Origin of the sequence: Allobosea sp. LjRoot90 (assembly GCF_964254315.1) — a bacterium.
Lineage (GTDB): Bacteria > Pseudomonadota > Alphaproteobacteria > Rhizobiales > Beijerinckiaceae > Allobosea.
This window is the reverse complement of the sequence record NZ_CAXUTF020000013.1, coordinates 17,782-32,663: the sequence shown is the minus strand read 5'-3', so window position 1 is coordinate 32,663 and position 14,882 is coordinate 17,782. Positions and strand designations below refer to the sequence as shown.

Below are 14,882 nucleotides of genomic sequence, written 5' to 3'. Positions count from 1 at the left end.
GAAGCGTTGAACCCTTGCCGGCCAGCCTTGGCGGCACGATATTCCGCCAGAAGGCCGCCAACCGGACTCCGAGCTCCATGACCCACCTCTCGCCCATGCCAGCCCTCGCAGCCGCCGCCCTGGCGCTCGCGCTGGCGTCGGGCCCGGTCTTGGCCCAGCCGCTCGACATCAAGCCCTCGGGGCAGCCGGCGGCGCCACGAGCCGCCCAGCGGGCATTTCCCCTGCCGCCGATCCGGCCAGCCGGCCTCGGCCTGCCGCGGACCGAGGCAGCGGCGCAGCCTGCAGCGGCACCGGCGCAGGAGCCTGTCGTCACCGCAAACAATGAGCCGCGCGCCACGCCAGCCGCCAAGCCGTCGAGGCCTGGTGCTCCGCTGTCAAAAGCCGAGGCCGTCGAGCGATTAAACGCCTATTTCAACGGTTTCTCGACCCTGCAAGGCGATTTCATCCAGTTCGCCGCCGATGGGCGTCGCTTCGAGGGCAAGCTCTATATCCAGCGCCCCGGCAAGATGCGCTTCGAATACCGGCCGCCCGTGACGATGGAGGTCATCGCCGACGGGACTTCGGTGGCGATCCGCGACCGGAAGCTCGCCACCCAGGATCTCTACTCGATCGGCCAGACCCCGCTGAAGTTCCTGCTCAAGGAGCAGATGAACCTCGAGAAGGACAGCATCGTCACCGGCGTCAGCACCAAGGGCGATATCCTCTCGCTCAAGCTCGAGGACCGCTCGACCTTGGGCGGCACCTCGAAAATCACGCTGAACTTCGACCTTGCCGCCAACGCGCTGCGGCAATGGGTGGTGATCGACCCGCAGGGCTACGAGACCTCGGTCTCGGTCTATAATCTCGACACCCAGCGCCGGCCTGACCAGAAGAACTTCGTGATCAACTACGAGCGGGTGCTCTGAGCGGCGCGGCGGCGCTTGCTTTTCGGAGGCCGACGACCCAGTTTCCGGCTTCCCTTTCCGCCGGATCCCTCGCGTGCAGCTCTCCGTCACCACCTGGAACATCAACTCGGTGCGTCTGCGCATCGGGATGGTCACCGACTTCCTGAAGACCCACCAGCCCGACGTCCTCTGCCTGCAGGAGACCAAGACGCCGGACGAGCAGTTCCCGGCGAAGGCCTTCACTGAGGCCGGTTATGTCCACCAGGCCTTCATCGGCAACAAGGGCTATAACGGCGTCGCCATCGTCTCGAAGCTGCCCTTCTCGGAGAAAGAGGCGATGGCGATGTGCGAGCGCAACGACGCCCGGCACATGACCGTCGTGCTCGACCAGGGCGCTGGCGCCGCTGCCGGCGTTGCCATCCATAATTTCTACATCCCGGCCGGCGGCGACATTGCCGATCCCGAGGCTAATCCGAAATTCGCCCACAAGCTGCAGTTCCTCGACGCGATCGGTGCCTGGGGCATCGCCCGTAACCCGGCGGGCCGGCCGAGCATTCTGGTCGGCGATCTCAACATCGCGCCTTATGAGCACGATGTCTGGAGCCATAAGCAGCTGCTCGACGTCGTCAGCCACACCCCGATCGAGACCTCGACGCTGGAGAAATTGCGCAGCGAGCTCGGCTGGATCGATGCTGCTCGCACGCTCAGGCCCGAGCCGGAAAAACTCTATAGCTGGTGGAGCTATCGCGCCGCCGACTGGCAAGCTTCGAACCGCGGCCGCCGGCTCGACCACATCTGGCTTTCGGACGGGCTGAAGCCGACGCTGCGCGACCTCTCCTTCCTGAGCGAAGCCCGCGGCTGGGAGCGCCCCTCCGATCATGTCCCGGTGACGGTCCAGCTGGAGCTTTGACCGCCGTCAGCGCAGGTCGATCGCCCTGAGTGCCGCTCCGACCGAGGCGAGCTCGCTGTTGAAGTCGTGCAGGCGCTCGGCGACTGCAGCGGCAATCGCCTGCGCCGAATCGGGTGATTCGCCGAGAACGCGGCGCATCACGCTGCGCGCCAGGCGCATCACCTGGGTCGGCTCGCGCGCGATCGCCGTCACCGGCCGCTCCAGCGCCGTGAACAGCGCGAGCTCGCCGATCAGCGCACCCGGTCCCACAACCTCGTCTGCCGGCCGGCCATCATCCTCACGCGTTATCGCCACCGTCCCGGATACGACGAGAAAAGCCCCGTCCGAGCCCTCGCCGCGCCGGAACAGCACGTCACCAGCGCGCAGGGTCCGGGTCTCGGCAGCGAAGGCGACAAGGCGCAGTGCATCGCGATCCATCAGGCCCAGCAGCGGCTGACGGGCCAGCAAGGTGATGTCGTCGTTGAGGGACATCCGGCGCTTAAGGGTTCAGCCGGTAGCCGCCGGCATCGGTGACGAGCAGCCGAGCATTGGCGGGATCCGGCTCGATCTTCTGGCGCAGTCGGTAGATATGGGTCTCGAGCGTATGCGTCGTGACCTGCGAATTATAGCCCCAGACCTCCTGCAGCAGGGTCTCGCGCGCGATCGGCTTGCGGCCGGCGCGATAGAGAAAGCGCAGGATTGCCGTCTCCTTTTCGGTGAGCTTGGTCTTCGAGCCCTTGGCGCTGACCAGGAGCTTGGACCCCGGATGAAATGTGTAAGGGCCAACCTGAAAGATGGCGTCTTCGCTCGCCTCGTACTGCCGCAGATGCGCGCGGATACGCGCCAGCAGCACGGCGAACTTGAACGGCTTCACCACATAGTCGTTAGCGCCGGCCTCGAGCCCGAGCACGGTGTCGGCGTCCGAGCCCTGCCCGGTCAGCATCACCACCGGCCCCTTGAAGCCGTTCTTGCGCATCAGCTTCACCGCCTCGCGGCCGTCCATGTCGGGCAACCCGACATCCATGACGACGAGGTCGATACGCTCGGCCTGCACGGCCTTGAGGCTCGCTGTCGCGGTCGGCGACGACGACACCTTGAACTCGTCATAGAGCGCAAGTTGCTCGGCGAGCGCATCGCGCAGCGTCTGATCGTCATCGACCAGCAGGATATGATGGGTAGCCGACATGGAGCGATTCAGCCCGTTTGCGTTTGCGCGACATTAGAGCATGTTCGGGAGAAGTGGGAGCCGCCTTTGCGAAGGGCCTAGGCTCCAACATATTGAGTTCAGCGCAGATTCTGACGGTCCGGCTGGCACCGGTCAAACGGAAAGCGCGCGGGATGGCGACAAATGGACGGCAGATCACGCAAGATGGATGTCCTGTGAAAAAACGTGATGATGGCGCCGCAGCCGGCGGGCGGCTGACCCGGCTCGTCGTGGTGCGCTCGGTGCGTGATCGCCGCCAGGGCTTCCTGATCGCCGGTTCCGCGACCTTTCCCTGCGCCCTCGGCCGCTCCGGCATTGTCGTCACCAAGCGCGAGGGCGACGGCGGTACGCCGCGGGCCAAGCTGCCGTTGCGCCGTGTCTTCTACCGCGCCGACAGGCTGCCCCGCCCATCAAGCCTCCTGCCGGTCCGCGCCATCACGCCGCGCGACGCCTGGTGCGACGATCAGAACGACCGGCGCTACAACCGCCTGATCGACCGCCCGCCCGGCAAGGCCGAGGAGCGGCTTGCCCGCGCCGACCATCTCTACGACGTCATCGTCGAGCTCGGCTGGAACGATGCGCCTGTCCAGCGCGGCCGCGGCAGCGCCATCTTCTGGCATCTCGCCAGACCGGGCTTCACGCCAACGGCCGGCTGCGTTGCCGTGACCCGCGGCATCTTCGGCAAGGTTCTCCCGCGGCTGGCGCGGCGCTGCGCCATCGTGGTGCGCTAAGCGCTTGCAAGCCGGCACAGACCGGCGATATTAGGCGTGAGCACCGTCTCGATGATCGATTTTAGGAACACCGGACTGCGCGGGCACGGCCCCGTTCAGCGAGGCCGGTTCCCAGCAAGAGACTGTGCCATGACTGATTCAGCCCCGACCGAGATCGGCTTCGGCCGCGTCGCCGCGATGTTCCCCGTCAAGGACATGGAGCGCGCCTGCGCCTTCTATAGCGGCGTGCTCGGCTTCACCAAGACCTTCGAGAACGGCCAGCCGGTCGGCTTCATGATCCTCAAGAAGGGTAGGGCCGAGATTCACCTGACCCTGCAGCAGGACCACAAGGCCGCGCCCTTCAACATCGCCCATATGATGGTCGACAATGTCGACGCCTTTCACGAGCTCTGCCGCGGTCACGGGCTACGCATCGTCAAAGGCCTGCGCGACCAGGACTACGGCCTGCGCGCCTTCGTCTTCGAGGACCCCGACGGCAACCGCATCGACGTCGGCCAGCCGATCTAGGCTGTCGGTGTCTATGCGGCGTCAGCCGCGCGCGCCAAAAATTGCGCTACCGACCCTGACATGGGTGGCGCCGAGCTGGATCGCCGCCTCGTAATCGGCGCTCATGCCCATCGACAGGATCGCCAGCCCATTGCGCCTGGCGATCTTGGCTAGCAAAGCGAAATGCGGCGACGGCTGATCCTCGGCCGGGGGAATGCACATCAGCCCTGCGATCGCCAGGCCATGGCGGGTCCGGCACAGTTCGAGGAAGGCGTCGACCTCGCCGGGCAGCACGCCGCCCTTTTGCGGCTCGGCGCCGGTGTTGACCTGCACGATCAGTTGCGGCGCCTTGCCGGCCCGCTCGATCTCGCGGGCAAGCTCCTTGGCGAGGCTTTCGCGGTCGAGCGAGTGGATCACATCGAACAGCGCGACAGCCTCGCGCGCCTTGTTCGACTGCAGCGGCCCGATCATGTGCAGCCTGGCCTGCGGGAAACGCTCGCGCAGCGCCGGCCATTTGGCGCTGGCCTCCTGGACATAGTTCTCGCCGAAATCGATCTGCCCGGCCTCCAGCGCCGGCAGGATCACCTCCGCCGGCTTGGTCTTGGAGACTGCGACAAGCGTCACGCCTTCCGGCTTGCGGCCGAAATCGCGCGCGGCGCGGGCGATCGCCGCCCGCGTCTCCTGCAGCCTTGCCGCAACATCCTGCATCGCCATCGCCTTTCGTCCGCCACGCACGGCGCCCAAGCCGTTCTGAACGTTGACCGGGCGCGCTGCTTCGTGTCCTAGTCCGCGCAACTCCGATCACGCAAGAACGACACGATCAGCATGGCCGTCGAACGCTATAATCCGAAGGAAGCCGAGCCGAAATGGCGCAAGGTCTGGGATGAGCGCAAGCTTTTCGAGACTCGCAACGACGATCCGCGGCCGAGCTATTACGTGCTCGAAATGTTCCCCTATCCGTCGGGGCGCATCCATATGGGCCATGTCCGCAACTATGCGATGGGCGACGTGGTCGCGCGCTACAAGCGCGCCAAGGGCTTTGCCGTGCTCCACCCGATGGGCTGGGACGCCTTCGGCCTGCCGGCCGAGAACGCCGCCAAGGCCAACAAGGTCCACCCGCGGGACTGGACCTATGCCAACATCGCGACGATGCGCGGCCAGCTGCAGTCCATGGGCCTGTCGCTCGACTGGAGCCGCGAACTCGCCACCTGCGACGCCAGCTATTACAAGCACCAGCAGAAGCTCTTCCTCGATTTCCTGAAAGCCGGGCTGGTCGACCGCAAGACTGCCAAGGTCAACTGGGACCCGGTCGACGAGACCGTGCTCGCCAATGAGCAGGTCATCGATGGCCGCGGCTGGCGCTCGGGCGCGCCGGTCGAGCTTCGCGAGCTGACGCAATGGTTCTTCAAGATCACCGCGTTCGGCCAGGAGCTGAACGACGCGCTCGATGGGCTGACCCGCTGGCCGGACAAGGTCCGGCTGATGCAGAAGAACTGGATCGGTCGCTCGGAAGGGTTGCTGGTTCGTTTCGCGCTCGAATCGAATCCTCTGAGCCAGAGCGAAGTCGAGGTTTACACGACGCGCCCCGACACGCTGTTCGGCGCGAAGTTCATCGCGGTTGCGCCCGATCATCCCCTGGCCAAGGCCGCAGCCGAAACGAATCCGGCGCTGCAGGACTTCATTGCGGAATGCAAGAAGACCGGGACCGCCCAGGAGGCCATCGACAAGGCCGAGAAGCAGGGCTTCGATACCGGTTTGCGTGCTATCCATCCCTTTGATCCGTCATGGACTTTGCCGGTCTATGTCGCGAATTTCGTCCTGATGGAATATGGCACCGGCGCGATCTTCGGCTGCCCGGCGCACGACCAGCGCGACCTCGACTTCGTCAACAAATACGGACTCGGGAACACCCCTGTCGTCTGCCCTGAGGGCGCGGACCCGGCGAGCTTCGTCATCACCGATACCGCCTATGTCGACGATGGCCGGATGATCAATTCGCGCTTCCTCGATGGAATGACCATTCCGGAGGCGAAAGAAGACGTCGCCAGACACCTGGAAGCCGAAACCCTCGGCAACCGCCCGGTCGCCCAGCGCAAGGTCAACTTCCGCCTGCGTGACTGGGGCATTTCGCGCCAGCGCTATTGGGGCTGCCCGATCCCGATCATCCATTGCGAGAGCTGCGGCGTCGTGCCGGTGCCGGAGCAGGATCTGCCGGTCAAGCTCGCCGACGATGTCTCCTTCGACAAGCCCGGCAACCCGCTCGACCATCATCCGAGCTGGAAGCATGTCGCCTGTCCGCAATGCGGCAAGCCGGCGCGGCGCGAGACCGATACCATGGACACCTTCGTCGATTCGTCCTGGTATTTTGCCCGCTTCACCGATCCCTGGCGCACGGACAGCCCGACCGACCGCAAGGCCGTCGACCGCTTCCTGCCGATCGACCAGTATATCGGCGGCGTCGAGCACGCGATCCTGCACCTGCTCTATTCGCGCTTCTTCACGCGGGCGATGAAGGCGACCGGCCATGCCGGCCTGGACGAGCCTTTCGACGGCATGTTCACCCAGGGCATGGTCGTCCACGAGACCTATCGGGCTGAGGATGGCTCCTGGGTCGAGCCCGGCAATGTCCGGATCGAGACGGCCGGCAATGAGCGCCGCGGCTTCGACATCGACACCGGCGCTCCGATCGAGATCGGCTCGATCGAGAAGATGTCGAAGTCCAAGAAGAATGTCGTCGACCCCGACGACATCATCGCCTCCTATGGCGCCGACACTGCGCGCTGGTTCATGCTCTCCGATTCGCCGCCCGATCGCGACGTGATCTGGAGTGACGAAGGCGTTCAGGGCGCGGCCCGCTTCGTGCAGCGGCTCTGGCGCCTCGTCGCCGAGATCGGCGAACGTGTGGGCGGGGCGCCCGCCAAGCCGGCGAGCTTCTCGGAAGCCGCGCTCGCCTTGCGCAAGGCGAGCCATCGCGCCCTTCATGCCGTCGGCGCCGATATCGAGCGGCTCGGCTTCAACCGTTGCGTCGCGCATATCTACACGCTGACCAACGCGATCGGCAAAGCCCTCGACGCCGCAGCCGAGTCGGCCGATGTCCCCGCCGATATCGCCTTCGCGCTGCATGAATCCGCCATGATCGCCACGCAGCTTGTCGCGCCGATGATGCCGCATCTGGCCGAGGAATGCTGGCAGGCTCTCGGCTTGCCCGGCCTCGCCGGCGAAGCCGTCTGGCCGGAGGCGGAAACGGATTTGTTACAGGATGACAGCAAAGTGCTGCCGGTACAGGTCAACGGCAAGAAGCGGGCAGAGGTGACGGTGCCCGCCGATGCCGATACGGTGGCGGTCGAGGCGATCGTGCGCGCCTCCGAGGCTGTCGCCAAAGCTCTCGAGAACCGGCCGATCCGCAAGGTGATCGTGGTGCCGGGGAGGATCGTAAATGTCGTCGTCTGAGACCGGAGCCATGACGCGCCGCCGCCCGCTGGCGCTCGCGGCCGTGCTGGCCTTTGCTGCGCTTGCCGGTGGCTGCTTTCAGCCGCTCTATGGCGAAGGCACGGTCAGCAAGGTCGGTGGCAATGTCCGCAATGCGATGCTCGGCATCGAGGTGCCCGAAATCAAGGGCCTGGTCGGCCATTATCTGCGCAACGAGCTCGTCTTCGAGTTCGATGGCGGCGGCGCACCCGACCGGCAGAAAATCCTGAAGCTCACCGCGACCACGACCGAATCGCTCGAAGTCATCACGGTCGACTACGCCAATGGCCGCGCCGATTCGGCTGTTCTGGTCGCCACCGCGAACTGGCAGTTGGTCCGCGCCGGTTCGAACGAGGTCGTGGCTTCGGGCCAGAGCGTCGTCCGGGCGCCTTATGAGCGCTCGCAGCAGCGTTTCGCCTCGCTACGTGCGGCGCGCGACGCCCAGGTCCGCGCCGCCAAGAACCTCGCTCAGCTGATCAAGGCCCGCGTCGCCGCCGCGCTCGTCAGCGGCTGAGGCTGCTTTCGATGGCAATGATCAAGGCGCACGAGGCGGATCGCGCCCTCGCGCGCCCGGACCCGGCCTGGCGCCTGTTCCTCTTCTATGGCCCGGATGCCGGGCTGATCTCCGAGCGGGCCACCGCTTTGGCCCGCAGCAGCGTTGATGATCCGCAAGATGCCTTCCAGCTGATTCGCATGGATGGTGATCAGCTCGCTTCCGACCCGCTCAAGCTGGTCGACGAAGCCAATACCATAGGCCTGTTCGGCGGGCGCCGCGCAATCCGCGTCTCGCCGACATCTCGGCCACTGTCAGCCGCCGTCGAGCCGCTGCTGGCGACGCCATCGCAGGACGCCATCGTGATCATCGAGGCTGGTGACCTGCAAAAATCGAATCCGCTGCGCACCGCCTGCGAACGCGCGAAATCCGCACTTGCCGTGCCTTGCTATGGCGATGCAGCGCGCGATCTCGGCACGATCGTCGACGAGATGGCGCGAGCGGCCGGCAAGAGCATCGACAGGACCACCCGCGACCTTCTGACCAGCCTGCTCGGTGGCGACCGCCAGACCTCCCGCCAGGAGATCGACAAGCTGATCCTCTATGCCGGCAGCGACGCGGCCTTGACGTCTGACCATGTCGACGCCGTCGTCGGCGATACCGCCCAGCGCGAGCAGGCCGGGGTGGTCGATGCCGTCTTCGCCGGCCGCTTGCCGAGCCTCGATCTCGCCCTCGCCAAGCTCGCGGGCGAGGGGCTCGACCAGGGCGTGCTGCTTGGCGCGGTGCTGCGCCATACGCTCGCTTTGCTCAAGGCGAAGCTGGCTATCGAGGGCGGCAAGCCGGCGCGCGAAGCGATCGGCGCTATGCGGCTGCCCTATCCGCGCCTTGCGACCGCGGAAGCGGCGCTGAATGCCTGGCCCGCAACCCGCTTGCGCGATGCAATAACCATCCTTGGAGCAGCGATCCTGGCCGTGCGCCGCGACGGCGACATGGCCAAGCCCATCGCCGCCCGCGCGCTCTGGACGCTCAGCCGAATGTCCGGCAAGGGACGTTGATCAGGCCTTCAAACGCCGGCAGAGCGCGTCGAGCTGTTCCAGCGTCTTGTAGCTGATCTTCATCTCGCCGCCGCCATTGGCACGATGCTGGATCGAGACACTGAGGCCGAGCGCTTCTTCCAGCGCCTTCTCGACCGCGCGCGTATCCGGATCCTTCTCCGGCTTCGGTGCGGCAGCCCGCACCGGCTTGTTCTCGCTGCGCGCTTCGTCCTGGCCGAGCCGCTCGATATCGCGGACCGTAAGGCCTTGCTCAACAATGCGTTTCGCGACCTGTTCCGGATCCGAAACAGCCAGAAGTGCACGCGCATGACCGGCCGAGACCGAGCCATTGCCGACCATTAGCTTGACCGGTTCCGGCAGCTTGCTCAGGCGCAGCGTGTTCGCCACATGCGAGCGGCTCTTGCCAATCACCTTGGCGAGGTCGTTCTGCGTATAGTCGAACTCGGCAATCAGCCGCTCATAACCGGCCGCCTCTTCCATCGCATTGAGATCGGCGCGCTGGACGTTCTCGACGATGGCGATCTCGAGCGCCTCGCGATCATTGGCCTCGACCAGGATGACCGGAACATCGTGCAGCTCGGCGCGCTGCGCCGCGCGCCAGCGCCGTTCGCCGGCAATAATCTCATAGGCGTCGATCATGCCCGGGATCGAGCGCACGATGATCGGCTGCAGGATGCCGCGCTCGCGCACAGAGGCGGTCAGATCGTCGAGTTCGGCGTCGTTGAAGATTTTGCGCGGGTTGCGCGCATTTGGACGCAGGAACTCCACCGGCACCTTGCGCTGGCCCCGGGCCCGCTCAAGCGCGCCGATTTCGTCTCCAACATCGCCGATTAAAGCGGCGAGACCTCGGCCAAGACGCGAACGCCCCTGTTCCTCGACCATTGCCATTCCTCTTGAACCCTTCACCCGCATCAGGCGGCGGCGCGCAAGGTGCGCTCGCGCCTGATCACCTCCGAGGCCAACTTCAGATAGGCCTGCGACCCCGCGCAGCGCAGATCATAGAGCAAGGCCGGCTTGCCATAGGACGGCGCCTCCGAGATCCGCACATTGCGTGGAATCACCGTCTCGTAGACCTTGTCGCCGAGAAAATCGCGGACATCGGCCATGACCTGGCCGGAGAGGTTGTTGCGCGGGTCGTACATGGTCAGCACCACGCCCTGGATGGTCAGGCGCGGGTTGAGCCCGGCGCGGACCTGCTCGACCGTCTTGAGCAACTGGCTGAGACCTTCCAGCGCGAAGAACTCACATTGCAGCGGCACCAGCACCGCATCCGCCGCGGTCATCGCGTTGATCGTGATCAGACTCAGCGAAGGCGGACAGTCGATCAGGATATAGGTCAGATCGCTGCAGCGCTGGTCGTCGACCAGCTCATCGATCGCCTTCTTCAGTCGCGTCGCCCTGTCTTTGGCGCTGGCGATCTCCAGCTCGACGCCAAGCAGGTCGAGCGTCGACGGCGCCAGGAACAAATTGGGAACGGCCGTAGCCTGCATCGCCATGCCAAGCCCGATATCGCCACAGAGCACGTCATAGGTCGAAGCCTTCCGGCTCTTGCGGTCGACCCCGAGGCCGGTCGAGGCATTGCCCTGCGGGTCGAGATCGATGATCAGCACCTTCTCACCGATCGCGGCGAGCGCAGTGCCAAGATTGATCGCGGTCGTGGTCTTACCGACCCCGCCCTTCTGATTGGCGAGCGCCAGCACGCGCGGTCGCGCGGCGGGGAGGGAGATTAGCTGAGAATCGGTCATCAATCGGCCCGTTTCTCGGCGCCGCCAATCACCAGGATCGCGGCCGCCGAATCCGTCAAGGATGGAAACGTTGTGGACTGAATCTTCCAATATTTAGCAGCAGCGGTCAATTCCGCCTCTAGATGTTGTCCCTTGGGAAAGACTCCCGTCACCCCGGTTCTCAACAGCTCTTTGCACCAGTCGAGCAGGAGCGGCAACGGCGCGAGCGCCCGCGCCGTCACGGCTTCGACCTTGCCGACAAAATCGTCGACCACATCTTCAATGCGAGCGGTATGCACCGTCACTGGCGCCCCGGTCAGCCGTGCCGCGTGGCGCAGGAAGGCGCATTTGCGCGCATTACTCTCGACAAGGTCGATGTGCCCGCCCAGTTCGGCCAGCCTGATGCCGAGCACGAGACCTGGAAAGCCGCCACCCGAGCCGAGGTCGAGCCACTGCTTGGCGTGTGGCGCATGGTCGAGCAGCTGCAGGGAATCGGCGACATGCCGGGTCCAGACAGTATTGAGCGTAGCGTCTGAGACGAGGTTTTTCGCTTTCTGCCAGCGCCGCAGCTCCCCAACGAGAATGGCAAGGCGCTCCTCTGTTTCACGTGAAACAGGCGTCAAGCGAAAAGCACGCAGGCGATCCCGGTTATCCTCGCTATCAACAGAACTCACAGGCTCATGCTCCAACGCCGGCCGCGCGTCCGACCTTGCGCCTGCGTGCATGGGCCGCCAGCAAGGTCAAAGCCGCCGGGGTCATACCCTCGATCCGGCCCGCTTGCGCCAGATTGTCCGGCCGGGAAGCACGAAGCTTGGCGCGAAGCTCGTTCGACAGACCCGAGATTCCGTCGAGGTCGAGATCGCCCGGTAGTGGGAGCGCCAGGTCGCGCTGATAGGAATCGATCTCGGCCGCTTGCCGGTCGAGATAGACCGCATAGGTCGCATCGGCAGCGACACGCGCCCGGGTGGGTTCTGAGAATTTAGCGAAATCGGGCCAGACGCGAGTAAGCACGTCGAAATCAACTCCCGGATAGGACAGGATCTGGAAGGCCGATCGCCTGATACCATCGCGATTGAGCTCGAGCCCAGCTGCAGCCGCTTCGCTCGGCGACAGGGTCCGCGCTCGCAAGAGTTCGGTAAGCTTAACGATCTCTGATAGCCCGCGCTCAAACCGCTCCTGGCGAGCGCTACCAACGACACCGAGCCCGGCGCCAAACGATGTCAGCCGTTCATCAGCATTGTCGACCCGCAGCGACAGCCGGAACTCGGCGCGCGACGTAAACATTCGATACGGCTCCGTAACGCCGCGCGTCACCAGGTCGTCGACCATCACGCCGATATAGGATTGTGTCCGGTCCAGGCTGACCGGCTCGCCGCCGCTGGCGCGCCTCGCCGCGTTGAGTCCGGCAAGCAGTCCCTGCGCCGCCGCTTCTTCATACCCGGTGGTACCGTTGATCTGCCCGGCGAGGAACAATCCGGCGATCGCGCGTGTCTCCAGTGTCGCTTTCAACGCGCGCGGATCGACATAATCATACTCGATCGCATAACCCGGCCGCAGCATCGTCGCATGCTCCAGGCCCGGAATCGTCTTCAGTAGGCCGAGCTGGACATCTTCCGGCAGCGAGGTCGAAATCCCGTTCGGATAGACCGTTGGGTCGTCGAGGCCCTCGGGCTCGAGGAAGATCTGGTGGCCGTCGCGGTCGCCGAAGCGGCCAACCTTGTCCTCGATCGACGGGCAATAGCGTGGTCCGCGCCCCTCGATCTGCCCGGAAAACATCGGGGCCCGATGCAGATTCGCGCGGATCAGCTCATGCGTCGCCAGCGTCGTCCGCGTCACGCCGCAGCTGATCTGCGGCGTGGTGATCGCCTCCGTCATCGCCGAGAACGGCTCGGGTGGGTCGTCGCCGGGCTGCATCTCCAGACCGGACCAGTCGATCGTGCGGCCATCCAAGCGCGGTGGTGTCCCGGTCTTCAACCGGCCGAGCGGAAAGCCGTGCCGTTCCAGTGTTGCAGAGAGGCCAAGCGAGGCCGCCTCGCCGACCCGGCCCGCCGGGATCTTCTGCTCGCCGATATGGATCAGGCCACGCAGGAACGTGCCGGTGGTGAGCACGACCGTTCCGCAGGCGAATCGACGACCGTCCGCGAGTACAACGCCGGCAACGGCGCCAGCGTTGATATCCAGATCGAACGCCTCACCCTCGATCAGGGTGAGATTATCCTGAACGGCCAGCGCAGCCTGCACCGCCTCACGATAGAGCTTGCGATCGGCCTGGGCCCGTGGCCCCCGAACCGCCGGCCCCTTGCGCCGATTGAGCATGCGGAATTGGATGCCGCCCTGGTCGGCGCAGCGCGCCATGATCCCGTCGAGCGCATCGATCTCACGCACGAGATGGCCCTTGCCAAGCCCTCCGATCGCCGGATTGCACGACATGGCGCCGACAGTCGCGATCTGCTGGGTGATCAGCGCCGTCCGGGCGCCGGCGCGTGCAGCCGCGGCCGCGGCTTCCGCCCCGGCATGGCCGCCGCCCACCACGACGACATCGTAGTGCCCGTTCGCCTGCGCATTCGACATGACCATTCGCTAGCCAAGCCCGATCGCGAGGTCAACGAAAACCGCTTATTTGCCGATGCAGAAGCCGGAAAACAGGATGTCGAGCACATCCTCGACATCAACCCTGCCGATCAGACGTTCCAGCGCCCTGACCGCGATGCGCAGTTCTTCGGCGATCAGCTCCGGCTGCTCATGCGGTAGCACGCCGGCGCGTTCAATCGCGGCCGCCGCGTCTGCCACTGCGATACGCTGACGTTCACGGGTGACGAGCGCAGGCTCTGCCTGGCCGAGCTTGCCGAGGCGAGCTGCGATGATATCGATCAGCTCGGGCAGGCCAGCGCCAGTGACCGCCGACACGCCAACTTCCCCGGGCAGGGCAGCTCCACCAAGGTCGATCATCGTCGCGACAGTTAGGTCGGCGTTTTCACTGCCGGCTCGTTCCGGGTCCGAATCGGGCGGGCGCAATCTCAGGACCAGGTCCGCGTGAGCCGCCCTCTGCCGCGCCCGCCTCACGCCCTCGGCTTCGATCGCGTCGCGGCTCTCGCGCAAGCCGGCGGTGTCGACGAGCACGACAGGGATGCCGCCGAGATCCAGCCTGACCTCGATCGCATCCCGGGTCGTCCCCGCAATCGGCGAGACGATCGCGACGTCGCGCCGCGCCAATGCATTGAGCAAGCTCGACTTGCCGGCATTGGGCGGCCCGGAGAGGACGACCACGAAGCCGTCGCGGACGCGCTCTCCAGCTGCGAAACTGCCGAGCGCTGTGCGCAGGCTGACGAGCACGACCTGTGCTTCAGCAACGGCGCCCACGATCAGCGGGCCTTCGACGTCGCCCTCGTCTGAAAAGTCGATCTCGGCCTCGAGCAAGGTCATCGCCTTGATCAGTGCGGTTCGCCATTCGCCGGCCGCGCGCCCGAGCGCGCCTTCCATCTGTCGCAGCGCCTGTTTGCGCTGCCATTCCGTTTCCGAATCGATCAGGTCGGCGAGCCCCTCGACAGCGGCGAGGTCGAGCTTGCCGGCCTCGAAGGCGCGGCGGGTGAACTCGCCAGCTTCCGCCAGGCGCAGGCCCGGCAGCGCAGTGAGCACCGACAACAGGCGCGACAGCACCGCGCGCGAGCCATGGATATGGAATTCGGCGACATCCTCGCCGGTGAAGCTCGCTGGGCCGGGGAAGAACAGCACCAGGCCGTGGTCGATGGTCACGCCGGCTGGATCGCGCAGGATGCGATAGGCGGCCTTGCGGGCTTCCGGCACCGGCCCAGCAATCGTTTCGATAGCGAATCGGACGCGTTCGCCCGAAACTCGAACCACCGCGACACCAGCGCGCCCGGCACCGGAGGACAGCGCCACAATCGTCGGATAGGCTTTCACGGCTCGCCACCGCCTGGGCCGGAACTC

15 protein-coding genes are annotated in these 14,882 nt (G+C 65.6%); 7 read left to right on the top strand and 8 right to left on the bottom strand.

Annotation, left to right across the window (positions count from 1 at the left end; translation table 11 throughout):
* The first annotated feature begins 77 nt into the window (after window positions 1–77).
* Window positions 78–905 carry an outer membrane lipoprotein carrier protein LolA gene (locus ACSQ3M_RS27575; protein WP_436153279.1) on the top strand — a complete coding sequence of 276 codons (828 nt, stop codon included), beginning with the start codon at window positions 78–80 and terminating at the stop codon, window positions 903–905.
* A gap of 73 nt (window positions 906–978) precedes the next feature.
* Window positions 979–1,794: an exodeoxyribonuclease III gene (gene xth, locus ACSQ3M_RS27570; RefSeq protein WP_436153278.1), complete on the top strand. Its 816-nt coding sequence runs from the start codon at window positions 979–981 to the stop codon at window positions 1,792–1,794.
* Between the two features lie 6 nt (window positions 1,795–1,800).
* On the opposite strand, the gene ACSQ3M_RS27565 is transcribed toward xth, so the two are convergent.
* Both ACSQ3M_RS27565 and ACSQ3M_RS27560 read right to left on the bottom strand, forming a co-directional pair.
* Window positions 1,801–2,265, bottom strand: a complete 465-nt coding sequence (locus ACSQ3M_RS27565) for a cyclic nucleotide-binding domain-containing protein (RefSeq protein ID WP_436153277.1) — start codon at window positions 2,263–2,265, stop codon at window positions 1,801–1,803.
* 7 nt (window positions 2,266–2,272) lie between these two features.
* Complete coding sequence (locus ACSQ3M_RS27560) at window positions 2,273–2,959, bottom strand: response regulator transcription factor (protein WP_126114700.1); 687 nt, start codon at window positions 2,957–2,959, stop codon at window positions 2,273–2,275.
* A 194-nt stretch (window positions 2,960–3,153) separates the two neighbouring features.
* Between ACSQ3M_RS27560 and ACSQ3M_RS27555 the strand changes: the two genes are divergently transcribed.
* Together ACSQ3M_RS27555 and ACSQ3M_RS27550 are read left to right on the top strand one after the other, a co-directional pair.
* Complete coding sequence (locus ACSQ3M_RS27555; protein ID WP_436153276.1) at window positions 3,154–3,708, top strand: L,D-transpeptidase family protein; 555 nt, start codon at window positions 3,154–3,156, stop codon at window positions 3,706–3,708.
* A gap of 129 nt (window positions 3,709–3,837) precedes the next feature.
* The gene (locus tag ACSQ3M_RS27550; RefSeq protein ID WP_436153275.1) at window positions 3,838–4,215 is read left to right on the top strand and encodes a VOC family protein; all 378 of its coding nucleotides are present in this window, start codon (window positions 3,838–3,840) and stop codon (window positions 4,213–4,215) included.
* Window positions 4,216–4,236: 21 nt separating this feature from the next.
* Here the strand turns inward: ACSQ3M_RS27550 and ACSQ3M_RS27545 are convergent, their stop codons facing one another.
* Window positions 4,237–4,908: a YggS family pyridoxal phosphate-dependent enzyme gene (locus ACSQ3M_RS27545; RefSeq protein ID WP_436153274.1), complete on the bottom strand. Its 672-nt coding sequence runs from the start codon at window positions 4,906–4,908 to the stop codon at window positions 4,237–4,239.
* Between the two features lie 111 nt (window positions 4,909–5,019).
* Between ACSQ3M_RS27545 and leuS the strand changes: the two genes are divergently transcribed.
* From leuS to holA, 3 genes are read left to right on the top strand one after another with little or no spacing between them, the layout of a single operon-like run.
* Window positions 5,020–7,644 carry a leucine--tRNA ligase gene (gene leuS / locus ACSQ3M_RS27540; protein WP_436153273.1) on the top strand — a complete coding sequence of 875 codons (2,625 nt, stop codon included), beginning with the start codon at window positions 5,020–5,022 and terminating at the stop codon, window positions 7,642–7,644.
* 10 nt (window positions 7,645–7,654) lie between these two features.
* Window positions 7,655–8,176: an LPS assembly lipoprotein LptE gene (gene lptE / locus ACSQ3M_RS27535; protein WP_436153272.1), complete on the top strand. Its 522-nt coding sequence runs from the start codon at window positions 7,655–7,657 to the stop codon at window positions 8,174–8,176.
* An 11-nt stretch (window positions 8,177–8,187) separates the two neighbouring features.
* A complete protein-coding gene (gene holA / locus ACSQ3M_RS27530) occupies window positions 8,188–9,210 on the top strand; it encodes a DNA polymerase III subunit delta (RefSeq protein ID WP_436153271.1) in 1,023 nt (340 codons plus the stop codon).
* On the opposite strand, the gene ACSQ3M_RS27525 is transcribed toward holA, so the two are convergent.
* From ACSQ3M_RS27525 to mnmE, 5 genes are read right to left on the bottom strand one after another with little or no spacing between them, the layout of a single operon-like run.
* A complete protein-coding gene (locus ACSQ3M_RS27525; protein ID WP_436153270.1) occupies window positions 9,211–10,092 on the bottom strand; it encodes a ParB/RepB/Spo0J family partition protein in 882 nt (293 codons plus the stop codon).
* A gap of 29 nt (window positions 10,093–10,121) precedes the next feature.
* Entirely contained in the window at window positions 10,122–10,955 is an 834-nt protein-coding gene (locus ACSQ3M_RS27520) for a ParA family protein (protein ID WP_436153269.1), read from the bottom strand.
* Entirely contained in the window at window positions 10,955–11,608 is a 654-nt protein-coding gene (gene rsmG, locus ACSQ3M_RS27515) for a 16S rRNA (guanine(527)-N(7))-methyltransferase RsmG (RefSeq protein WP_436153268.1), read from the bottom strand. The genes ACSQ3M_RS27520 and rsmG overlap by 1 nt, the downstream gene beginning before the upstream one ends.
* A gap of 4 nt (window positions 11,609–11,612) precedes the next feature.
* Entirely contained in the window at window positions 11,613–13,505 is a 1,893-nt protein-coding gene (mnmG, locus tag ACSQ3M_RS27510; protein WP_436153267.1) for a tRNA uridine-5-carboxymethylaminomethyl(34) synthesis enzyme MnmG, read from the bottom strand.
* Between the two features lie 45 nt (window positions 13,506–13,550).
* Window positions 13,551–14,855, bottom strand: coding sequence for a tRNA uridine-5-carboxymethylaminomethyl(34) synthesis GTPase MnmE (mnmE, locus tag ACSQ3M_RS27505; RefSeq protein ID WP_436153266.1), 1,305 nt, complete (start codon window positions 14,853–14,855; stop codon window positions 13,551–13,553).
* Window positions 14,856–14,882: the final 27 nt, after the last annotated feature.